Genomic DNA, 20,386 nt, shown 5'->3' with positions numbered 1-20,386 from the left:
ATAACCCACTGGATAACCCTGTGGATAACTTTTTACAAAATGGGATAAGTTATAATTTATTTAAATAATTCAATAGTTTATGGATGTTATTAAAGTTACCCACAGACCTGTCGTCGTTTCGAGTATGGAACCATTCTTACTGGCTGTAGATTAGCCCAAAGCAATTGTTGACGCCTTGACCAAAGTCATACCTTGGTTGGCATTTTTCTTTAAATTACAGAACGTTACCGCACTGTAGCTCGGTGTCTTTTTGGCCATCCGTATCATGCCCCCCTTTTGGGCAGCTTGCGGAAATATATGGTGATCACGTATGATGGCCTGAAGCCCTTGAGAAAGGGGTCAGGCCTGGGAGTATTTTTGATGGATTACGAGAGTTTTTTTTCGGAAAACATTGCCGATCTTAAGTCGGAAGGTCGCTATCGCATTTTCGCCGACCTGGAACGCAAGGCGGGTGATTTTCCAAAGGCAATGAACCATCGCCCCGATGGTTCCATTCACGAAATCACCGTCTGGTGTTCAAATGATTATATGGGAATGGGACAAAACCCGTCGACCCTGGCAGCCATGCACGAAGCCATCGACAAGTGCGGCGCCGGCGCCGGTGGAACCCGCAACATTTCGGGCACCAATCATTACCATGTCCTTCTTGAACAGGAACTGGCTGACTTGCACAAAAAAGAGTCCGCCCTGCTGTTCGGATCCGGTTGGACGGCCAACATGACGGCTTTGAGCACCCTGGGAGCCCTAATCCCGGGTTGTGTCATTGTATCGGACGCCAAAAACCATAACTCGATGATCGAAGGCATTCGTCATTCCCGGGCCGAAAAGAAAATTTTCAAGCACAACGATGTCGAAGATCTTGATCGTTTCCTTAGCCAGTACGCCCCTGCGACACCAAAAATGATTGCCTTCGAGTCCGTCTATTCCATGGATGGGGATATCGCACCGATCAAGGAAATTTGCGAAGTTGCTGAAAAACACCATGCCATGACCTTCCTCGACGAAGTGCACGCGGTGGGCATGTACGGCCCGCGGGGCGGCGGGGTCGCCGAACGCGAAGGCCTGATGGACCGCATTACCATCATCCAGGGGACGCTGGCCAAGGCATTTGGTGTCATCGGCGGTTATATAGCCGGTTCCAACGCCATGTGTGACTTTGTCCGCTCCTATGGTTCGGGCTTCATCTTCTCGTCATCAATGCCGCCAGCCGTCGCTGCCGCGGCCATTGCCTCGATCAAGCACTTGAAGGAACACAACGAGCTTCGCGAGCGTCATCAGGAACGGGCCGCAACGTTAAAAAGGCGTTTGACGGAAATCGGTATCCCGGTGATGCCCTCTATCAGTCACATCGTTCCGGTGTTGGTAGGCGATGCAGCCCTTTGCAAGCAAGCCAGTGATGATCTGCTGTACAAGCACAATATCTATGTTCAGCCTATCAACTACCCGACCGTTGATCGTGGCACTGAACGCCTGCGCTTTACCCCGACCCCCCTACATACAGATGACGATATGGATCATCTGGTTGATTCAATTCGCGAGGTCTGGAACCGGTTGGGATTGAAACAAGCAGCCTGATATCGCCTTCTTTCACTTGATAGACACACACGTCCAACGGGCGTATTATTGATTCTGCCAGTAAATATGAAAGCGGGTCGCTCGGTATGTTCGCCGATAACACATTAACGCCAAAAGAAGCTGTACGGCTTTGCGCCTTGGGGACACTTGCCCTTGGCCCGACCCGTTATGGTGCGCTTGCCAACTCTATCCGCCACTTCATCAGCCGTATAACCGGCCCTTCCATCGACGTTATGGGCGTATCCATCGAACTTCTAAGATACGAAGGCTTGGTCGAGGCGACCGATGGCAACGGCATGGAGGACGATGCCAAACTGGTCATTACCGAAGATGGCCGAACTGAATTAAAAACCTTGCTGACGGCGAATGTACGTCCGGCTGCGACGGAAATCAGCAAGTTGGTTGTGGCCTTGAAATTTCGCTTCCTGCACCTGTTAGACAAGGCAGAGCGCGCCGTACAGGCAGAACTGTTAATCGAGGTTACCGATAACGAACTGGCCCGCCTTGACGACCTGCGCCAGCATCACAGCCAAGATGAAGGCTATCTGGTCGGTTGGCTCGATCACGATATCGACCTTCTGGAAGCCCGCTTGAGCTGGCTTGAAGATTTTCAAAAATCCTTGGGCAGCTAATGGGCGGCTAAGACGTAATCTTAGCAACAACGGCCGCCAAACCGGTCAGCACTTCATTGCCAGCGGGCCCACCATCGCCGCTCATGCGTTTGGAAATAACGATTTGCATGGTGCTGATGTAAAGGTCGATGACTTCGATATCGACATCGCTGGCCGTCTTTTTGCCTTCAATAAAACGACACAGGTCATTACCCAGAATGGTCATCAGGTCATAACCGAAACTACCGCCCTGCCCCTTCATGTCATGGGCAACCTGGAAAACCTTATCCAGATGATGTTCGGATTGATCCCGGTTAGCCTTTAACTCTTTTTGCGCATTGGCAATTTTGACAAGGTCGTCTTCGACCCAGTCAAGATAGTCATCGGCCATGTTGGCAATAACAGATTCAGCACGTTCGATAGCAGCAAGATCGACCGCACCCGGGCCACCTTTACTAACCTTGCTCGACAACATGTCAGGCGGTTTAATTACATTTACGGTATCGTCGTCGCTCATTGCCTGTCCTTACCTATTAACCAGATAAACTTAGTGTGCCATAGAGCACGTTAAAAGAAGTTAAATATAAATATTAAAAAACTAATGAAACACCTGAAGCCATTTTCATAATTTCCTGGCGCTTCACTTACGGCGATCCTCGCCCTTGAATTCCTGTTGATTACGACGCCGATCCGGGCCGAAATAATCTGCATTTTCGATAAAGTTTCGTTTATCTTCAAATACCGAAACAATACGTGACATCAATGATTTAGCCGAAATTGGCTTGCCCAGAAAGTCATTAACCCCGACATCGCGGGCCGCCTTGGCCAGGCTTTCCTCGGTATATCCAGTGACCATAATAATCGGCAAGTATTTATTGGGGCTATCTTCATCGGTACGGATACGACGAACACATTCCAGGCCGTCCTGACCATCCATTTTCCAGTCGATAATAGCCAAATCCGCCTCGAAACTGGAAAGCACCTCGAAGGCCTCCGCACCATCGCGAGCCTCTTCAACATTTTCAAAACCGACAGTTTGAAGAATGGTACGAATAAGAGTGCGAAAATGCAGATTGTCCTCAACAATCAGAACATTGATTCCGCTAGCATTAAAGTCCGACATTCAGCATCCTTTTGACCGCCCCCCTAGTAATCAGTGAGATTATAATGCGATCATTGCCTGGGCCTCAACCACTTAAGAAAGCAATTAAATCAGGCCTAATGATTTAAGTTCCGCAGCCATATCATCTGGCAGTCTTTTTTGAATTTCTGGCGCTCCTGCATGCTTGACTAAATCAGCCGGGACTTCCTCTTCCTTGAAGTAACGCCATCCCTGAAAGGCTCTGAATTCCTTAAGTTCAGTCGCGACAAGGGTCGGGTCAAGAACCAGCGCACAGGAAGGCTTCCCTTCGGAATTAACGCCCCTTTCAATACCAACAAGACGTTGACGAACACGGATAAATCTTTTGATCACCCAGTAAATCGAACCGCCTTCGAGAATTTCTTCAGCTTTTCTGGGGGTGTTACGAGTGATATGGGCAAGCACACCTTCACGTTTCAAGCGCTCTTTTTGTATTTGAGCCAGGTGATCCACATCTTCGACACCAACGGACAATTTGAGAATGTGAAGTGACATCAGTCCATACCACCCCGGGCAAGGGCCACTTTGGACTGGCTTTGGCGTCCAAGTTCAGCACAAATAAAATCACCAGCGGTTACCAATTTTGATAAATCAACACCACTCTCTATATCCAGACCCTCGAGCATGTACAGGACATCCTCGGAAGCCACGTTGCCCGCCGCACCTTTGGCATAAGGACAGCCACCAAGACCGGCGACCGAGCTATCGATAATGGCGACGCCCTTTTCCATAACACTGAGGATATTGGCCAGAGCCTGACCGTAAGTATCATGAAAATGGGCCGCCAGTTTTTCAACAGGAACGTCCTGACTGACGGCATCAATCATGGCTTGCGCCTTGGCTGGTGTCCCGACCCCTGTGGTATCACCAAGGGAAATTTCTGCAGCCCCCATTTCAAAAAGCCGACGGGCAACCGCTGCAACGGCTGAAGGCTCCACCGCCCCTTCATAAGGACAGCCCAGAACACAGGAAACATAGCCACGAACGGCTATCCCCTTTTGCCTGGCAGCGGACGCAATGGGCATGAAACGCTGAAAACTTTCCTCGATTGAACAATTGATGTTTTTTTGCGAGAAGGTTTCAGAAGCAGCACCAAAAATAGCCACCTCTTCCGCTCCGGCTGCGACGGCGTCTTCAAATCCCTGCATGTTGGGGGTAAGAACCGCATAACGCAGGCCTGCTTTGGGTTTTAGGGCAGCCAGAACCTGATCGGTGTCAGCCATTTGCGGCACCCATTTTGGCGACACAAAACTACCTGCCTCTATACGCGACAATCCGGCATCAGCGAGCTTGTTAATGAGCGCTATGCGGGTTTCAACCGAGGCGGCTTGCGGTTCGTTTTGAAGTCCATCCCGGGGGCCGACTTCGACCATCGTGACTTTTGGGGGTAGAGGTATCACTCTTCGCTTCGCTTTTGTGTCCGTTTTTGTTCATCATAATCATACTCGCCATCTCGGCGCTCTTCACCATCAATTTGGGCCAGGCGTCTGCGACGGTCCGGGCCCGAAAAGGTTTCGGCTTTAATAAAACTGCGCGGATGCTCGATGACGGAACAAATCCTCAAATAGACCATTTTTGCCGAAACAGGTTTGGCTAAAAATTCATTGATGCCGGCGTCGCGGGCTTTGACGATTTGGGCAAGATCAGATAAACCCGAAACCATGATGATCGGGGTAAAGGGGTTGATATCTTCTTCGCCGGCCCTGATTCTTTCGACTAATTCAATACCGTTCATCGGTTCCATCAGATTATCGGCAAAGACAATATCGGTATTGGACGATTTGAGAATTGTCAGGGCCTCTAGGCCACCGGGTGCTTCTGCAATCGTCTTGATACCCAGAGCATGCAGCACATTTTTTAGAATGAGCCGCATGGGTTGATAGTCATCAACGATCAGAACGCTCAAATTGCTAAGGTCGTAGTCCGCCATGCCTCGGCCCCGTTTATTCAGAATGCTTCTTATTTAAACATATAAAAATGTTAAAATCTAACTTTCAACATTTTTAAGATTAGTCTAGCGAAAGTAATAGCGCACCTTCTTCTACCCTGTCATCGACAGCAAAAAAGACTTCGCCAACAGTCCCGCTGGCAGGCGCCGAAATCGTGTGTTCCATTTTCATCGCTTCGAGCACGATAAGAGGATCTCCGGTTTTCACCTGATCACCTGCCTTTACTGAAACCTGCACCACCCGCCCGGGCATGGGTGCGGCAAGGCTTCCACCGGTATGTTCATGGCCCTCCAGCGATGCTGCAGGATCATCAAGAACAAGAGTCTCAATTTGCCCCAACACATCGACGACAATTTCCCGATCAAGATGGCATACCATGGCCTTTACCCGTCGCCCGTCAATGGAAGCAATGACGGAACCCTCATCATCAAAATGACCACTTGCCGACAGGGTTGTTCCGGCTATTTCCAGAAAAAAACCATCGGCTCGATAATGCACACAAACCGTGGTCGTCTTTTTGTTGGCGCTGGTATGAAAGTTAAGCACATGATGATTGTCACCGTTCATGCGCCATCCAAGTGTCGAATGCCAGGGGGAATACGGGTCTTTTGATGTGCTGGCCAAGCGCGCCGCTTGTGCATCACGGCGCAGCATGATGGACAGGGAAGCAAGAGCCAGCGCGTCACAGCCTGGATTTTTAACTTGCGCACATAACTGACGACGATGGCGCTCGATAAAACCGGTATCGATACGGGCCTTCCTAAAGGCGCTGTGGGCAAAGGCCCGGCGCAGGAATTGCAAATTGGTAACGACGCCTGCGACTTCCATATCCTCGAGCACCATGGACATACGGCTGAGCGCCACCTCACGGTCAATACCCCAGACCACGACCTTGGCGATCATCGGGTCATAATGGGAGGAAACCGCGTCGCCTTCACGCACCGCGCTGTCAACCCGGACCATTCCTCCATACTCATCACTGCTGCCCAAGCGAAAGCGTTCGATGACGCCGCCGGTTGGCAGAAAATCATTTGACGGATCTTCGGCGTAAAGGCGGGCTTCCAACGCATGGCCTGACGGCATCAGTTCCATCTGGTCGCGGGGCAGTTCAAAACCTGCGGCAACAAGCAACTGCCACTCAACCAGATCCTCGCCAAAAATCATTTCCGTGACCGGGTGTTCAACCTGCAGGCGGGTATTCATCTCCATGAAATAAAACGCCCCGTCGGGGCTAAGCAGGAACTCCACCGTACCGGCGCCGACATAACCAATGGCGTCAGCGGCGGCCAGTGCGGCATTGCTTAAGTCCTGACGCAAGGCCTGGGACAACCCCGGTGCCGGTGCTTCTTCCAGGACTTTCTGATGGCGGCGCTGAATTGAGCAATCGCGCTCTGATAAGCTGACAGAATTTCCAAAATTGTCGGCGAAGACCTGAACTTCCACGTGCCGCGGACCGACGACGCATTTTTCAAGCAACAAGGTGGTGTCTCCAAAAGCCGCCTTGGCTTCGCGCCTGGCAGAAGCAATCGACGCTTCAAGATCAGCGGCTTTTTCGACAACCCGCATACCGCGTCCGCCACCACCTGCAGAAGCCTTGATCATCACCGGGTAGCCGATTTTTTTGGCTGCCGCCGTTAACGTTTTAAGATCCTGTTTGGCGCCGTGATAGCCGGGAACAACAGGAACATCCGCCGCCTCCATAATCCGCCGCGCCCTGACTTTTGATCCCATGGCGTCGATGGCGCTAACCGGCGGGCCGATAAAGGTCAGCCCGGCATCTTCAACAGCAGCGGCAAAGGCAGCGTTTTCCGACAGGAACCCGTAACCGGGGTGAACAGCCTGGGCCCCGCTTTTCAGGGCAATTTCGATGATAGCCTGCGCACCCAGATAGTCGTCGACCTGATACGCTTGATCAGCAACGTCAACATGCAGGGCGTCCACGTCATGTTCGCTGAACACGGCGACGGTCCGCACCCCCATTGCGCGGGCGGTACCTGCGATGCGGACGGCGATTTCACCACGGTTGGCGATCAGGATTGATGAAAACATTTCCGTCAGTCCTTTATCCATGAGGGCGGGCGTTTTTCAAGAAATGCAGAAACACCTTCCTTACCTTCGGCCGAGGCCCGAACATTGGCAATGCGCACAGCTGTTTCCTCAACCAGTTCATCATCAATTCCCATACCGTTTTGGTAAAAAAGCAAATCCTTGACCCCGGCCATGGCGGCGGGACTATTTTTCAACAATTGGCAAACCAGTTCCTCACCCTTGTCCTCAAGTTCATCAGCACTAACGACTTCATGGACGAGACCGATCCGTTTGGCCTCCTCTGCATTAAAGACTTCCGCGCTCAAGGTATAACGGCGAGCCTGGCTTTCCCCGATGGCGGCGCGCACGTAGGGAGAAATAACCGAGGCGATCAGTCCCAGTTTGACTTCCGACAGGCAGAATTTTGCCCGCTCGGAAGCGATGACAATGTCGCAGCAAGCGCTGATGCCAACGCCGCCCCCGTAGGCGGCACCCTGAACAAGGGCCACAGTCGGCTTGGACAAGAAATTCAGTTTTCGCATCAGGTCGGCCAGTTCACGGGCATCGGCCATGTTTTCCGCGTGTGAATAATCGGCGGTTCTGGCCATCCAGTTCAGATCACCCCCGGCGGAAAAACTTTTGCCGCTTGCGGCGACAACGACAACACGAACCTGTTTGTTTCCTTCCAACTCGACAAGCTTGCCGATCAGGTTGCCAATCAGTGCATCGTCAAAGGCATTATGAACATCAGGCCGGTTCAGGGTCAGGCGGGCGACGCCACGCTTATCAATTTCTAAAAGTACGTTTTCCATAAGTTACATCCTGAAGACGCCGAAGTCGGTTTTTTCTATAGGAGCATTCAGTGATGCTGAAATGCCCAAGCCCAGCACCATGCGGGTATCGGCGGGGTCGATTATACCGTCATCCCAAAGCCGGGCGCTGGCATAGTAGGGGTGACCCTGCTCTTCGTATTGTTGCTGGATCGGTTTGCGAAAACGCTCTTCGGCGGCCTTGCTCCACTTCTTGCCGCCCTTCTCGATACCGTCGCGCTTGACCGTTGCCAGCACCGAAGCCGCCTGCTCACCGCCCATAACCGAAATGCGGGCATTGGGCCACATCCACATCATGCGCGGCGAGTATGAGCGTCCACACATGGAATAATTTCCCGCCCCGAAGCTGCCGCCGATAACAACTGTGAACTTGGGTACCCTGGCACAAGCGACGGCGGTGACCATCTTGGCGCCATCCTTGGCGATGCCGCCAGCTTCATACTTTTTTCCAACCATGAAGCCGGTGATGTTTTGCAGGAAGACGAGGGGGATTTTTCGTTGCGCGCAAAGCTCAACAAAGTGCGCCCCCTTTTCGGCTGACTCAGAGAACAAAATACCGTTGTTGGCGATAATGCCAACAGGATAACCGTAGATACGGGCAAAGCCACAAACCAGTGTTTGACCATACAACTGTTTAAATTCATCAAACCGGGAACCATCAACAACCCGGGCGATGACTTCGCGCACATCATAGGGCTTGCGGGTATCTGCGTTGACGACGCCGTACAATTCGTCAGCCCCGTACAAAGGCTCAACGGTTTCGACGATGTCCATATCGATTTTTTTGACCCGGTTCAGGTTGCCAATGGAGCGCCGGGCGATCGCCAGGGCGTGGGCGTCATCATCGGCCATGTGATCGGTGACACCGGAAATTCTTGTATGGACATCAGCCCCGCCCAGTTCTTCGGAGGTGACCTCTTCGCCGGTCGCCGCCTTGACCAATGGCGGACCGCCAAGGAAGATCGTGCCCTGTCCTTTGACAATGATGCTTTCGTCAGACATCGCCGGTATGTAGGCCCCACCCGCCGTACACGAACCATGGACGATAGAAATCTGCGGAATGCCTTTGCCTGACATGGTCGCCTGATTATAAAAAATTCGGCCGAAGTGATCACGGTCGGGAAAGACATCATCCTGCAGAGGCAGAAATGCACCACCGCTTTCAACCAGATAAATGCACGGAAGATTGTTCTCAAAGGCGATTTCTTGCGCCCTTAGATGCTTCTTCACGGTCATTGGATAATAGGTACCGCCTTTGACAGTCGGGTCATTGGCGACGATCACACATTCCTGTCCCGCGACACTGCCGATGCCGGTAATAACCCCTGCCGCAGGAACCATATCATCGCCGTAGAGTTGATAGCCCGCCATCTGCGAGAATTCCAGAAAAGGCGATCCGACATCAAGCAACAGGCGAATTCTTTCCCTTGGCAACAAGCGTCCCCGGGCCAGATGCCGGGCGCAGGACTTCTCGCCGCCGCCCAGTCGAACACGGGCGACCTTGTTCTCCAGATCATCAACAAGGGCGCGCATGGCCTTGCTGTTGGCTTTAAAAATTTCGGAACGTAGATTGGCCCCGCTATTGATCACACTCATGAAATTAAGTCCCGTTGGTTATTTCTTTTTCGGTCGTTCGCACGTCGCACCGCCAGCTTCTTTCCAGGCCTTGTATCCACCGGCAAGATGTTTGACGTTGGTCATGCCCATTTCCTGCAAGGATTTGGCGGCCAGCGCCGAACGCCAGGCCGACTGACAATAAAGCAGGTAGGTTTTATCTTCTTTATCGAAGACATCCCGGTGATACGGGCTTTCAGGATCAACCCAGAATTCCAACATGCCGCGTGGCGCGTGGACGGCTCCGGGGATCATCCCTTCCCGGTCCAGTTCGCGAACGTCGCGAAGGTCGACAAGGATCAGCTGCTCGCCGTTATCGGCCTGCACTTCTTCCATCGTCATTTCTTCAACAACGGCGGAAGCCTCTTCAAGAAGCTTCTTATAACCCTTGGTAATCATCCCCTACCATCCTCCACTTTGCAGCCATTTTTTAACCATCCAAAGACGGTCCGAACCCCAGAACCCTTCTCCGTCGACGATAAAATAGGGAGAGCCGAAGACACCTTTCTCAAGGGCTTTATCGGTTTCGGTTCGCATCATATCCTTGACGCTCTGGTCTTCAAGGGCGGCCAGCAGTTCGTCCTTGTCGACAAACAGGGCGGAAGCAATATCGGCGACGGCCTGGGGCGTGGAAATGTCCTGCCCTTCACCAAAGACGGCGTGATACAGGGACTTAGCCAGCAGGCGCGCCTGATCAGGGTCGCGCTCATTGATCCAGTAAAAGGCCCTTGTCGCGGCGACCGTGTGAACCGGAAAGACGGCGGGCATTTTCCAGGCAACATCCATGTAACGGGACAATCGCTGCCAGTCTTTCAAGGCGTAGTCTCCACGCATCGGTTGCTGGACCAGTGGCGCCATACCGGTTTTCTTGAAGGCCGCGCCCAGCAGAAACGGCTTCCAGACACAGTTACGGCCATTATCGGCGGCGATCTGGTCGATCTTCTGGGCCGCGAAATAACCGTAAGGTGATGAAAACTCGAAATAGAATTCTACCGGATCACTCATGGTCTCACCCTTCATTCATAATCGAGCGGGCAATGACCATGCGCTGGATGTCGCTGGTGCCCTCATAGATTTGACAGACGCGGACGTCGCGGTAAATACGTTCGACCGGAAAATCTTCCAGATATCCATATCCGCCATGAATTTGAATGGCGTCTGTGCAGATTTTTTCCGCTGTTTCCGAAGCAAACAATTTGGCCATGGAGGCCTCGGCCAGACACGGCTGGCCCGCGTCGCGCAAAGACGCCGCGTGCAAGGCCATCTGTCGGGCGACTTCAATACCGGTTGCCATATCGGCAAGCCGGAAGGCGACTGCCTGATGATCGACAATCGGCTTGCCAAAGGTCACGCGTTCTCGAGCGTAATCACGTGCCGCATGATAAGCGGCCCGTGCCATGCCCACGGATTGCGCAGCGATGCCGATACGGCCACCTTCCAGATTGGATAGGGCAATCTTGTACCCGGCCCCTTCCGGACCAAGCAACAGGTCAGCAGGCAGGCGCATGTTATCAAACATCAGGGCGACAGTTTCATGACCGCGTTGGCCCAGTTTCTGTTCGGCAGGCCCGGCGCTGTAGCCTTCCGTATCCGTCGGCACGATGAAGGCAGAAATGCCTTTCTTTCCGGCAGCGGGGTCGGTGAGCGCAAAAACAATGACAATCCCGGCAATCACCCCGGAAGATATAAACAACTTCGTGCCGTTTAGGACATAGTGATCGCCATCGCGTTTGGCGCTGCATTTAAGGTTTGCCGCATCGGATCCGGCCTCGGCCTCGGTGAGCGCGAATGCACCGATTATTTCACCACTGGTCAACCCGGGCAGGAAGCGTTTCTTCTGTTCGTCTGATCCATACTGAACAATCGGCATGGTGGCGACACCGTTATGGACGCTCATGGTTGTCGAGACACCGCCATCACCGGCGGCGATTTCCTCCATGGCCAGCACAAAGGAGACAAAACCAGCATCGACCCCGCCCCATTGTTCAGGGGCCAACATGCCCAGAAGGCCAAGTTCTCCCATTTCAGAAAATACAGCCCGCGGGGTTTTCTTTTCCCGATCCCACGCGGCAGCATTGGGGGTCAGGTGGTCCCTTGCAAAGGCACGCGCCGTATCACGAATGAGGATTTGTTCTTCGTTGAGAATCATCTGCTCACCAGGGAATTTCCGAACCGTCGTAATTGTAAAAGCGACCCGTTGTTTCCAGGGAAAGGTGATCAATGACCTGGCGTAAACCGCTGACGCTTTCAGGGGCATCGATCAGGCCACTGGGGCCGCCCATGTCAGTTCTGACCCAGCCCGGATGCAGGATCACCACTGAAATACCACGCGGTGCCAAATCTACGGCCAGACTTTTCATAGCCGCATTAAGCGCCGCTTTCGATGATCGGTATACATAGCTGGCGCCCGAATTGTTATCACCCATGGAACCCATTTTGGAAGACATGATGGCGATTTTCTTGAGATCACTGTCGGCAACGTGACTGCGGAAACATTCACATACCTTGAGCGGCGCCATGACGTTGATCCACATGATGTCTTGCCATGCGTCATAATCGATCCCGCCCAGCTTGGAAGGGCGCGGACCATAAACCCCGGCATTATTCAACAACAGGTCGATGGTTTCCTTGCGCAATGTCTTGGCCAGGGACTGGACTTGCCCATGATCGGTGACATCAAGTGCATAAATTTCAACGTCACCATCAAGCGCCGCCAGTTCTTTGGCCGCCCCCGGATCACGACAGGTAGCGAGGACCCGCCAGCCATCAGCGGCGTACTGGCGCGCATATTCCAGTCCCATCCCCCTGTTGGCCCCTGTAATCAATACTGTTGGCATGATTTTTCCTAAGCTACCCGTTCAATGGCCATGGCCGTGGCCTCGCCACCGCCGATGCAAAGCGAAGCGACGCCTTTTTGCATATCGTATTTTTCCAGCGCCGCCATCAGGGTGACAATGATACGCGCCCCCGAGGCGCCAACCGGATGGCCAAGCGCACAAGCACCACCGTGGACGTTGACCTTATCGTGGGCAATGTCCAGATCACGCATGGCCGCCATGGTAACGACGGCGAAGGCTTCATTGATTTCAAACAAATCGACGTCGTCCTTGTCCCAACCGGCCCGCTCCAGGACTTTCCTGATCGCGTCAATAGGTGCTGTCGTGAACCATTCCGGGGCCTGGGCATGGGTCGAATGGGCATGGATGAGCGCCAAAGGCTTCAGACCCTGCTTTTCAGCTTCGCTGCGTCGCATCATCACCAGTGCCGCCCCACCATCGGAAATCGAGCTGGAATTGGCTGGCGTGACCGTGCCGTCCTTGACGAAAGCAGGTTTCAACAACGGAATTTTTTCTAAATTTGCCTTCAAGGGCTGCTCATCCTTGTCGACCGTCACCTCGCCCTTTCGGGTCGAGAACGTCACCGGCACGACTTCACCTGCGAAGGTGCCATCCTCAATCGCTTTTTTAGCGCGGGTCAGGGACTCAATGGCGAAGGCATCCTGCTGTTCGCGGGTGAATTGGTAATGGGTCGCCGTATCTTCGGCATAATTGCCCATCAGCTTGCCCTTGTCATAGGCATCTTCAAGACCGTCGATAAACATGTGATCGTAGACCTGGCCATGCCCCATGCGAAAACCACCACGTGCTTTGGTCATCACATACGGGGTATTGGACATGCTTTCCATGCCACCGGCCACGACAATGTTGCTGGACCCGGCAAGCAGGGCGTCATGGCCCTGCATGGTCGCTTTCATTCCCGATCCACACATTTTATTGACCGTCGTGCATCCTGCGTCGGCAGGAATACCAGCCCCGAAAGAAGCCTGACGGGCTGGTGCCTGACGCATTCCGGCAGGCAAAACCACGCCCATCAGAACCTCGTCAACGGCCTCGGGAGAAACACCGGAGTCTTTTAATGCTGCGGCAATGGCGGCAGCCCCAAGGGCCGGGGCCTCAACCTCCGAAAGGTCGCCCTGGAATCCCCCCATGGGAGTACGAGCCGCGCCGACAATGACAATTGGATCTTCATTCATGCTCTTAAACCTTCCTTGCTTAATAAGGGACACCGTTTTTGTGGATTAAAATATCTTCGCCATCCTGATTGATACAGCGCATATCAATGTCCGGGTATTCGACCGTGTCATCCGCACTGCGGTCACCGACTTCCAGATAGACCGCATCATCCTGACCGCGATTGACAAGCTGGTGGCCATTTTCAGCACCGGCGGCGAATCCGGCGACCATACCCGGACCGATTGTCTGTTCACCATCATTGGTAATAAGCGTCAACTCGCCTTGCAGAACATAAACCAGTTCATCCTGTTTGCTGTGCCAGTGTCGTTGCGAGGAAATTTCACCAACCGGCAGAGTCACCAGATTGACGCCGAAATTCGTCAAGCCAAACGCATCTCCTAAAGCCTTTTTGGAGCGATCGACAATATTGACGGCGAAGATTTCCGGATATCCGGTTCCACCCTGGGACGGAACGCTGTCTGCGGTTCTGGCAATTTGCGCTGATTTTGTCATTTTTGCCTGTCTTTTCATTAATTCTGCTGATCGACCACGCGGACCGTTTCCACCATCAGCCGTGTCATCATTTCCAATGCCGCCGGTTGCACGGTCTCGGGTCCATCACCGGATGTATGATACGTCCGAAAGATGGTCGGGCGAACGAAATTCAGCAACCACTTCGGGTTATTTGGGTCATCGACGTAAGAACGCAGTTTTTCTTCATCTTCCCGGGGCAGCACTGTCACCCCCACGGCGGCCAGTCCTTTTTTTGAAAATGCCAGATGATCACTGCCAAAACGGGGCACCGCGCCGTGGGTAGCGTTATAAATTTTCAAATTCCGGCCAGCCTTTTGAAGAACCGCGACAATCGGTGAATTCAGGGCAGGACCGACCACATCCCAGACACCAAAGGCATCACCAATGCCGCAAAGCTCGAAACTGGCGACACCGAAAACGCTGCTCAAATCATTGTTGTTTGCGTGATGGAAGGCCCCGTGCAGGCCTTTTTCCTCGCCATCACTGAAGATAAAACGCAAACGCGCGCCTTTTGTTGCCGGTTCTTTGGTTAAGACTTTCAGGGCATCGATACCGGCAGCCACGCAGGACGCGTTGTCATTGGCGCCCGGCGCTTCGGCAACCCTGTCCATATGAGCGAGGAAGACCAACATGTCAGAGCCCTCACCGAGCTCAACGACGATATTGGCGCCGTTGAATATCCTGTTGGAAACTTGTTCCTCCAGGTAGCTGATACCGGCTGCATTAAGAGCCTCTTTCACCACATCACGGCGCTCAACGTCAGGACGACCGCTCATCACTTCAACAAGTCGCATGGCAGACGGAGCCTCAAGGTAATAGGAAAAATCAGGCGCGGGATCACGGGTGCGTTCCCACAAAAAATATGGTGAGACCGCAAGCACGGCAAAACCGATCACAATCAACCACTTACCGGGTTTCATCAAACAACTCGCGGCCGATCAGCCAACGGCGGATTTCCGACGTTCCGGCCCCGATTTCGTAGAGTTTGGCGTCGCGCAGCAGGCGCCCGGTCGGGGCTTCGTTGATATAACCGGTGCCGCCCAGGCACTGAATGGCTTCAAGGGCCATCCAGGTCGCCTTTTCAGAGGCGTAAAGAATCGCACCGGCAGCGTCCTTGCGGGTTGTCTGGCCCCTATCGCAAGCCCGGGCGACGGCATAGACGTAGGCTTTGGAGGCGTTCATGGTTGTGTACATATCGGCCAACTTGCCCTGCATCAGCTGGAATGAGCCAATGGACTTGCCGAATTGCTCGCGTTCGTGAATGTAGGGGACAACCACATCCATGCAGGACTGCATGATGCCAAGGGGGCCGGCGGCGAGGACGGCGCGTTCGTAATCAAGACCGCTCATCAACACATTGACGCCCTTACCGATGCCGCCCATGACATTTTCTTCCGGCACTTCGCAATCTTCAAACACCAGCTCACAGGTGTTGGAGCCACGCATACCCAGCTTGTCGAGCTTTTGAGCCGTCGAAAATCCCTTGAAGCCCTTCTCAACGATAAAGGCGGTAATGCCCCGGCTTTCTGCTTGCGGGTCGGTTTTGGCGTAGACCACCAGAGTGTCAGCGTCAGGGCCGTTGGTGATCCACATTTTATTGCCGTTCAGAATGTATCGATCACCCTTCTTTTCGGCCTTCAGCTTCATGGACACCACATCGGAACCAGCGCCCGGTTCGCTCATTGCCAAAGCGCCGACGTGATCGCCGGAAATAAGTTTTGGCAGGTACTTTTGTTTTTGTTCTGCGTTGCCGTTGCGGCTGATCTGGTTGACGCACAGATTGGAATGAGCCCCGTAGCTCAAACCCACAGAAGCCGAAGCACGGCTGATTTCCTCCATCGCCACCACATGTTCAAGATAGCCCATACCGGCACCGCCATAATCTTCATCGGCAGTGATGCCGAGCACCCCCAGGTCACCAAGCTTTTTCCACAAGTCGGCGGGGAAATTGTTGGTTTCATCAATAGCGGCGGCGCGGGGCGCAATTTCATCAGATGAGAAGCTTAAAACCGAGGCACGAAGCATATCGACAGTTTCGCCCAGGTCAAAATCGAGTGATAGTAATTCGTTTGGAATCATGGTGTTACGACCGTTTGCTGAAATTTTGATTCATCACTAATGGATAAGGAATCATAGTTGACGTTTACGTAAACGTCAACTTGAGACTTAACCGGAAACATCCGCCCGCCCAACGATCCGCATCAGGGTTTGCTGCATCACGGCACAGGCTGTTTCGACGCCGTCTATGACGACAACCACTTCGGCGTGGCAGACGGTTAAGGTGCGTCCAGGACGGGTCACCTCGCCTCTGGCAATCAGCATGTCGCCGTCCGCCGGGGCCATCAGGTTGAGTTTGTATTCGACGGTAAGAATGCCGTCACCTTCCTTCATCAGACTGAAAGCGGCATAACCACCGGCGGAATCAGCAATGGTGCCGACAATACCGCCATGAAAAAAACCGTGTTGCTGGGAAAGATCGTCGCTGTAGGGTAGCCTGATTTCACAATGACCGGGGCTGACCGCGCCCATTTCCGCCTGGATATGATCCATGATCCCCTGTTTGGCGAAACTGTCGCGCAGCATCTTCTCGAAATCCGGATTTTTGGGTTTAAAATCAGTCATCGCCGGGCGTGTCCATATCCTGGTGCCTAGCGATCATTTTGCGGCCATTGGCCTGGACATCATCAGGAAACGGGCAGGATTTACGAATTTCCGTATCCAGATGTAAACCAAACAATTCGCTGGTCGCCGCCATTTCGTCGGTCTCGCCATTGACCATTTCATGGAGAAACCGGATTTTTTTGCCCTCCAGCAACAACAATCGGGAACGAATTGTGACAATGTCCCCGGCGTGCAATTCACTCAGATATCTTGTCTTTTGTTCGACAGCCGCCATGCCGCGCCCGTTTTCGCGCAGGAATTTGGGCGTAACACCAAGCAGGGCGAAGAAGTTCCAGGTCGCCTCATCAAATTTGCCGGTGTAGTACATGACATTCATGTGGCCGACATGATCACAGTGCCATGGATAGACAGCACCCCGGTAGGTCAGCGGTAGTTCGCTCATTGCGCCGCTTCCTTTTGCTTAAGCAGGGCAGCACTTTCAGACTCCAGCTTGTCCAGTTCCTTGACGATGGCCGCAATATCAGCCTGTTGTTGGTTAAGCACGGCCTGACGTTCGCGAATCTTGGCCAGAAACAGCTTCAACTGGGCGACTTCACTGGGGTCATCGTCATACAGGTCAATCATCTCGCGGATTTCAGTTAAGGAAAAACCCAACCGTTTGCCGCGCATGATCAGGCGCAGACGGACCCGGTCACGGGAACTGTAAACCCGCCTTTGGCCCTGTCGTTCCGGGCTCAGCAGTTCTTTGTCTTCATAAAAGCGAATGGTACGGGTGGTGACGTTGAATTCCCGTGCCAGTTCGGCTATGCCATAGGTATCAATCATCAATAAATGCTAATTGACGTTGACGTAAACGTAAAGAAGAAACGGGAAAACAAGCATGTTGGCGCTGATGGGGGCAATGGAAGAAGAAGTGACGCTTCTTCGTGATGAAATGACGATCAGCGATCAGGCGGTTCATGCCGGCATCAGTGTTTACCGGGGCACCTTCCAGGATGTCCCCATGGCCCTCGCCCAATGTGGTATCGGCAAGGTCAATGCCGCTATTTGCACGCAAATGCTGGTCGATCTATATAAACCGGACTGTCTTGTCTTTAGCGGCGTCGCTGGTGGGCTGCTACCCAACATGGCCGTCGGTGACCTGGTTATCGCCAGTCACCTTATTCAATACGACATGGACCTGACCGCCTTCGGCCGCCGCCATGGCGAGGTTCCGGGGCAGGACCGGATGGTCGAATCCGATCCCAAACTTGTGCAAAAAGCCACCGACGCCTTTGATACCGCTTTCGACGGCAAGGATGGCGCCCCCAACTTGATGCTCGGCACCGTCGTTTCGGGTGATAAATTTATCTCCGACGCCAAAACCCTGCGCTGGTTACAGCGTGAATTTGCCGCCCTTGCCACCGAAATGGAAGGGGCCGCCGTTGGCTACACCTGTCGTCTGAACGATCTTCCTTTTGTCGTCGTGCGCGGCCTTTCAGACACCGCCGGTGAAAGCGCCTCGGATGATTTCGAGACCAACCTGCACATCGTTTGTCGCAATTCCTATCAGTTACTCGAGCACCTGATCCCTCTTTTGGATTAAAAAATGCCAATCAACAGACTCATTGCGGGCTTCAAGTCCTTCCGGGAAACCTATTACGACCAACAGCCCGATTTTTATCGCTCTCTTGTGGAAAAAGGGCAAAGCCCGGAAGTCATGGTTATTGCCTGTTCTGACAGCCGGGTGAATCCTTCGATCATCGCCAAGGCTGAACCGGGAGAACTGTTCATCGTCCGCAACGTTGCAAACCTTGTGCCCCCTTATGAACCCGATAGCCGCTATCACGGCACCAGCGCCGCCATCGAGTTTGCGGTGCGAGACCTTGGGGTCAAACATATCATCGTGCTTGGCCATTCCCATTGCGGTGGCATCCAGGCCCTTTGCGCCGACCATGAAGAGGTGGCAAACCGGGAATTCATCCATGACTGGATCTCTATTGTCGAAAATGCCCGTGACAACAGCCTTGATGGCGAGGCCCAGCTTCGCCACGTCGAACGACAGGCCGTGAAAGTCTCACTGGATAACCTTTTATCATTCCCCTGGGTAAACAGCCGGGTTGAAGACGGATCACTGACACTGCATGGCTGGTGCTTCGATCTTGAAGCCGGCGAGCTGTTGGCCCACCAAACCGATGAAGGCTGGAAAATATTGACCTGACAGGAACACCATTATAATGTTCTTGTTATGTTCTTGCCTGATGAAAAACATGGAATTCCCCATCCGCCGCTCTATGCCAGCGCCGTGGCCGCGGGGTTCCCCTCGCCCGCCGATGATTTTATCGAAGGCGTGCTTGACCTGAATGAGCACCTGATCGCCCATCCGGCAGCGACTTTTATGGTTCGTGTCGAAGGGGCGTCGATGAGCGGGGCCGGTATTTTTTCGGGCGATCTTTTGATCGTCGATCGCTCGCTTGAAACCCGCTCGGGTCATATCGTCGTCGCCGTTGTGGCTGGCGAAATGACCGTCAAGCGACTGCTGAAAGCCGGCACCGGGTGGATATTGAAGGCCGAACACCCGGACTACCCGCCAACCCCGCTTGGGGCTGACGCGGAGTGCTCTATCTGGGGCGTTGTCACAGGTTCGGTCAGGCGTTTCGAGAAATGACACAAGTGTTCGCGCTGGTCGATTGCAACAACTTTTTTGTTTCCTGCGAGCGGGTCTTTGACCCCCGCCTCGAAGGCCGTCCGGTGGTTGTGCTGTCCAACAACGACGGCTGCATCATCGCCCGCTCCAACGAGGCCAAGGCGCTGGGTATCGCCATGGGTGAGCCGTTGTTCAAGGCCCGCGCCGAAATCCGCCGCCACGACATTAAAGTTTATTCGTCCAACTACCCGCTGTACGGCGACATGTCAGCGCGGGTGATGAGCGCCCTGCAAACCTTCACCCCCGACATCGAGCTTTATTCCATCGACGAGGCGTTTCTCAATCTGGCCGGGTTTGAGCACCGCGGGCTTGATGCTTACGGGCAGGACATCCGCACCGCCGTCAGGCGCTGGACCGGCATTCCGGTGTCCGTCGGCATCGCCCCGACCAAGACCCTGGCCAAGATCGCCGGTCACGTGGCCAAGAAATTCCCGGGAGCAAACGGCGCCTTCGTCATCGATAACGAGACAACCCGGCGCGACGTGCTGGCAAGAATTCCTGTTGGCGAGATTTGGGGCATCGGCAGGCGTTGGGCGAAAATGCTTCAGGGGCGGTCCATAGAAACGGCGCTCGATTTCCACGACACGCCGGAGGCCTGGGTGCGAAAGCGCATGGGGGTGACCGGGGCGCGCACCTTGCTGGAACTGCGCGGGACCGCTTGCCTTGATCTGGAAAGCCAGAGCCCGGACAAACAAACCATCCGCGTCTCGCGCTCCTTCGCCAAGCCCGTAGAAAACCGTCGGGTAATGCGTGAAAGCGTCGCCGCCTTCACCGCCAGGGCCG

At 53.7% G+C, this 20,386-nt stretch carries 25 protein-coding genes; 6 read left to right on the top strand and 19 right to left on the bottom strand.

Annotated elements, in window-relative coordinates:
- Positions 1-360: 360 nt before the first annotated feature.
- Both hemA and HOL66_08585 read left to right on the top strand, forming a co-directional pair.
- Entirely contained in the window at positions 361-1,575 is a 1,215-nt protein-coding gene (hemA, locus tag HOL66_08590; GenBank protein MBT5244291.1) for a 5-aminolevulinate synthase, read from the top strand.
- Positions 1,576-1,661: 86 nt separating this feature from the next.
- Positions 1,662-2,207, top strand: a complete 546-nt coding sequence (locus HOL66_08585) for a hypothetical protein (protein MBT5244290.1) — start codon at positions 1,662-1,664, stop codon at positions 2,205-2,207.
- Positions 2,208-2,214: 7 nt separating this feature from the next.
- Here HOL66_08585 and HOL66_08580 read toward each other — a convergent pair whose 3' ends face one another.
- From HOL66_08580 to HOL66_08490, 19 genes are all read right to left on the bottom strand, one after another.
- Positions 2,215-2,703, bottom strand: coding sequence for an Hpt domain-containing protein (locus HOL66_08580; GenBank protein ID MBT5244289.1), 489 nt, complete (start codon positions 2,701-2,703; stop codon positions 2,215-2,217).
- 123 nt (positions 2,704-2,826) lie between these two features.
- Positions 2,827-3,309: a response regulator gene (locus tag HOL66_08575; GenBank protein MBT5244288.1), complete on the bottom strand. Its 483-nt coding sequence runs from the start codon at positions 3,307-3,309 to the stop codon at positions 2,827-2,829.
- A gap of 84 nt (positions 3,310-3,393) precedes the next feature.
- Positions 3,394-3,822: a DUF1489 domain-containing protein gene (locus HOL66_08570; protein ID MBT5244287.1), complete on the bottom strand. Its 429-nt coding sequence runs from the start codon at positions 3,820-3,822 to the stop codon at positions 3,394-3,396.
- Positions 3,822-4,724: a hydroxymethylglutaryl-CoA lyase gene (locus HOL66_08565; GenBank protein MBT5244286.1), complete on the bottom strand. Its 903-nt coding sequence runs from the start codon at positions 4,722-4,724 to the stop codon at positions 3,822-3,824. Before HOL66_08565 ends, HOL66_08570 begins: the two co-directional genes overlap by 1 nt.
- The gene (locus HOL66_08560; GenBank protein ID MBT5244285.1) at positions 4,724-5,257 is read right to left on the bottom strand and encodes a response regulator; all 534 of its coding nucleotides are present in this window, start codon (positions 5,255-5,257) and stop codon (positions 4,724-4,726) included. The genes HOL66_08565 and HOL66_08560 overlap by 1 nt, the downstream gene beginning before the upstream one ends.
- A gap of 79 nt (positions 5,258-5,336) precedes the next feature.
- Positions 5,337-7,325, bottom strand: coding sequence for a biotin/lipoyl-binding protein (locus tag HOL66_08555; protein ID MBT5244284.1), 1,989 nt, complete (start codon positions 7,323-7,325; stop codon positions 5,337-5,339).
- A gap of 5 nt (positions 7,326-7,330) precedes the next feature.
- Complete coding sequence (locus HOL66_08550; GenBank protein ID MBT5244283.1) at positions 7,331-8,116, bottom strand: enoyl-CoA hydratase/isomerase family protein; 786 nt, start codon at positions 8,114-8,116, stop codon at positions 7,331-7,333.
- A gap of 3 nt (positions 8,117-8,119) precedes the next feature.
- Positions 8,120-9,730, bottom strand: coding sequence for a methylcrotonoyl-CoA carboxylase (locus HOL66_08545; protein ID MBT5244282.1), 1,611 nt, complete (start codon positions 9,728-9,730; stop codon positions 8,120-8,122).
- Positions 9,731-9,748: 18 nt separating this feature from the next.
- Positions 9,749-10,147 (bottom strand): rhodanese-like domain-containing protein, encoded by a 399-nt coding sequence (locus HOL66_08540; protein MBT5244281.1) that lies wholly within the window; start codon positions 10,145-10,147, stop codon positions 9,749-9,751.
- Positions 10,148-10,150: 3 nt separating this feature from the next.
- The gene (locus tag HOL66_08535; GenBank protein ID MBT5244280.1) at positions 10,151-10,753 is read right to left on the bottom strand and encodes a 2-hydroxychromene-2-carboxylate isomerase; all 603 of its coding nucleotides are present in this window, start codon (positions 10,751-10,753) and stop codon (positions 10,151-10,153) included.
- 4 nt (positions 10,754-10,757) lie between these two features.
- Positions 10,758-11,897, bottom strand: coding sequence for an acyl-CoA dehydrogenase (locus HOL66_08530; protein MBT5244279.1), 1,140 nt, complete (start codon positions 11,895-11,897; stop codon positions 10,758-10,760).
- Between the two features lie 4 nt (positions 11,898-11,901).
- Positions 11,902-12,585 carry an SDR family oxidoreductase gene (locus HOL66_08525; GenBank protein MBT5244278.1) on the bottom strand — a complete coding sequence of 228 codons (684 nt, stop codon included), beginning with the start codon at positions 12,583-12,585 and terminating at the stop codon, positions 11,902-11,904.
- Between the two features lie 8 nt (positions 12,586-12,593).
- Positions 12,594-13,781: an acetyl-CoA C-acyltransferase gene (locus HOL66_08520; GenBank protein MBT5244277.1), complete on the bottom strand. Its 1,188-nt coding sequence runs from the start codon at positions 13,779-13,781 to the stop codon at positions 12,594-12,596.
- A gap of 19 nt (positions 13,782-13,800) precedes the next feature.
- Positions 13,801-14,274 carry a cupin domain-containing protein gene (locus HOL66_08515; protein ID MBT5244276.1) on the bottom strand — a complete coding sequence of 158 codons (474 nt, stop codon included), beginning with the start codon at positions 14,272-14,274 and terminating at the stop codon, positions 13,801-13,803.
- 17 nt (positions 14,275-14,291) lie between these two features.
- Positions 14,292-15,215: a M28 family peptidase gene (locus tag HOL66_08510; GenBank protein MBT5244275.1), complete on the bottom strand. Its 924-nt coding sequence runs from the start codon at positions 15,213-15,215 to the stop codon at positions 14,292-14,294.
- Positions 15,202-16,374 carry an isovaleryl-CoA dehydrogenase gene (locus tag HOL66_08505; GenBank protein ID MBT5244274.1) on the bottom strand — a complete coding sequence of 391 codons (1,173 nt, stop codon included), beginning with the start codon at positions 16,372-16,374 and terminating at the stop codon, positions 15,202-15,204. The genes HOL66_08510 and HOL66_08505 overlap by 14 nt, the downstream gene beginning before the upstream one ends.
- A gap of 87 nt (positions 16,375-16,461) precedes the next feature.
- Positions 16,462-16,917, bottom strand: a complete 456-nt coding sequence (locus HOL66_08500; protein ID MBT5244273.1) for a PaaI family thioesterase — start codon at positions 16,915-16,917, stop codon at positions 16,462-16,464.
- A complete protein-coding gene (locus HOL66_08495) occupies positions 16,910-17,359 on the bottom strand; it encodes a thioesterase family protein (GenBank protein MBT5244272.1) in 450 nt (149 codons plus the stop codon). The genes HOL66_08500 and HOL66_08495 overlap by 8 nt, the downstream gene beginning before the upstream one ends.
- Positions 17,356-17,742 carry a MerR family DNA-binding transcriptional regulator gene (locus tag HOL66_08490; protein MBT5244271.1) on the bottom strand — a complete coding sequence of 129 codons (387 nt, stop codon included), beginning with the start codon at positions 17,740-17,742 and terminating at the stop codon, positions 17,356-17,358. Before HOL66_08490 ends, HOL66_08495 begins: the two co-directional genes overlap by 4 nt.
- A gap of 55 nt (positions 17,743-17,797) precedes the next feature.
- Here HOL66_08490 and HOL66_08485 point away from each other — a divergent pair, with 55 nt between their 5' ends.
- The 4 genes from HOL66_08485 to HOL66_08470 all read left to right on the top strand — a co-directional run.
- On the top strand, positions 17,798-18,502 hold the full coding sequence (locus tag HOL66_08485; GenBank protein ID MBT5244270.1) for a 5'-methylthioadenosine/adenosylhomocysteine nucleosidase: 705 nt from the start codon (positions 17,798-17,800) through the stop codon (positions 18,500-18,502).
- A gap of 3 nt (positions 18,503-18,505) precedes the next feature.
- Positions 18,506-19,117 (top strand): carbonic anhydrase, encoded by a 612-nt coding sequence (locus HOL66_08480; protein MBT5244269.1) that lies wholly within the window; start codon positions 18,506-18,508, stop codon positions 19,115-19,117.
- 27 nt (positions 19,118-19,144) lie between these two features.
- Complete coding sequence (gene umuD, locus HOL66_08475; protein ID MBT5244268.1) at positions 19,145-19,564, top strand: translesion error-prone DNA polymerase V autoproteolytic subunit; 420 nt, start codon at positions 19,145-19,147, stop codon at positions 19,562-19,564.
- Positions 19,561-20,386, top strand: an 826-nt coding sequence (locus HOL66_08470; GenBank protein MBT5244267.1) for a Y-family DNA polymerase, incomplete at its 3' end; no start/stop codon positions are given. The genes umuD and HOL66_08470, both read left to right, overlap by 4 nt.

This window comes from Rhodospirillaceae bacterium (assembly GCA_018662005.1).
In the GTDB taxonomy this organism is placed as follows: domain Bacteria; phylum Pseudomonadota; class Alphaproteobacteria; order Rhodospirillales; family JABHCV01; genus JACNJU01.
Note: the sequence above shows the minus strand (reverse complement) of the source record. Positions and strands in the feature narration are given on the sequence as shown.

What these genes read in the sequence shown, in the direction of transcription:
- hemA (MBT5244291.1), top strand. Translation starts at nt 361, where the DNA reads ATGGATTACGAGAGTTTTTTTTCGGAAAACATTGCCGATCTTAAGTCG.
- HOL66_08585 (MBT5244290.1), top strand. Translation starts at nt 1,662, where the DNA reads ATGTTCGCCGATAACACATTAACGCCAAAAGAAGCTGTACGGCTTTGC.
- HOL66_08580 (MBT5244289.1), bottom strand. Translation starts at nt 2,703, where the DNA reads ATGAGCGACGACGATACCGTAAATGTAATTAAACCGCCTGACATGTTG.
- HOL66_08575 (MBT5244288.1), bottom strand. Translation starts at nt 3,309, where the DNA reads ATGTCGGACTTTAATGCTAGCGGAATCAATGTTCTGATTGTTGAGGAC.
- HOL66_08570 (MBT5244287.1), bottom strand. Translation starts at nt 3,822, where the DNA reads ATGTCACTTCACATTCTCAAATTGTCCGTTGGTGTCGAAGATGTGGAT.
- HOL66_08560 (MBT5244285.1), bottom strand. Translation starts at nt 5,257, where the DNA reads ATGGCGGACTACGACCTTAGCAATTTGAGCGTTCTGATCGTTGATGAC.
- HOL66_08555 (MBT5244284.1), bottom strand. Translation starts at nt 7,325, where the DNA reads ATGTTTTCATCAATCCTGATCGCCAACCGTGGTGAAATCGCCGTCCGC.
- HOL66_08550 (MBT5244283.1), bottom strand. Translation starts at nt 8,116, where the DNA reads ATGGAAAACGTACTTTTAGAAATTGATAAGCGTGGCGTCGCCCGCCTG.
- HOL66_08545 (MBT5244282.1), bottom strand. Translation starts at nt 9,730, where the DNA reads ATGAGTGTGATCAATAGCGGGGCCAATCTACGTTCCGAAATTTTTAAA.
- HOL66_08540 (MBT5244281.1), bottom strand. Translation starts at nt 10,147, where the DNA reads ATGATTACCAAGGGTTATAAGAAGCTTCTTGAAGAGGCTTCCGCCGTT.
- HOL66_08535 (MBT5244280.1), bottom strand. Translation starts at nt 10,753, where the DNA reads ATGAGTGATCCGGTAGAATTCTATTTCGAGTTTTCATCACCTTACGGT.
- HOL66_08530 (MBT5244279.1), bottom strand. Translation starts at nt 11,897, where the DNA reads ATGATTCTCAACGAAGAACAAATCCTCATTCGTGATACGGCGCGTGCC.
- HOL66_08525 (MBT5244278.1), bottom strand. Translation starts at nt 12,585, where the DNA reads ATGCCAACAGTATTGATTACAGGGGCCAACAGGGGGATGGGACTGGAA.
- HOL66_08520 (MBT5244277.1), bottom strand. Translation starts at nt 13,781, where the DNA reads ATGAATGAAGATCCAATTGTCATTGTCGGCGCGGCTCGTACTCCCATG.
- HOL66_08515 (MBT5244276.1), bottom strand. Translation starts at nt 14,274, where the DNA reads ATGACAAAATCAGCGCAAATTGCCAGAACCGCAGACAGCGTTCCGTCC.
- HOL66_08510 (MBT5244275.1), bottom strand. Translation starts at nt 15,215, where the DNA reads ATGAAACCCGGTAAGTGGTTGATTGTGATCGGTTTTGCCGTGCTTGCG.
- HOL66_08505 (MBT5244274.1), bottom strand. Translation starts at nt 16,374, where the DNA reads ATGATTCCAAACGAATTACTATCACTCGATTTTGACCTGGGCGAAACT.
- HOL66_08500 (MBT5244273.1), bottom strand. Translation starts at nt 16,917, where the DNA reads ATGACTGATTTTAAACCCAAAAATCCGGATTTCGAGAAGATGCTGCGC.
- HOL66_08495 (MBT5244272.1), bottom strand. Translation starts at nt 17,359, where the DNA reads ATGAGCGAACTACCGCTGACCTACCGGGGTGCTGTCTATCCATGGCAC.
- HOL66_08490 (MBT5244271.1), bottom strand. Translation starts at nt 17,742, where the DNA reads ATGATTGATACCTATGGCATAGCCGAACTGGCACGGGAATTCAACGTC.
- HOL66_08485 (MBT5244270.1), top strand. Translation starts at nt 17,798, where the DNA reads ATGTTGGCGCTGATGGGGGCAATGGAAGAAGAAGTGACGCTTCTTCGT.
- HOL66_08480 (MBT5244269.1), top strand. Translation starts at nt 18,506, where the DNA reads ATGCCAATCAACAGACTCATTGCGGGCTTCAAGTCCTTCCGGGAAACC.
- umuD (MBT5244268.1), top strand. Translation starts at nt 19,145, where the DNA reads ATGTTCTTGCCTGATGAAAAACATGGAATTCCCCATCCGCCGCTCTAT.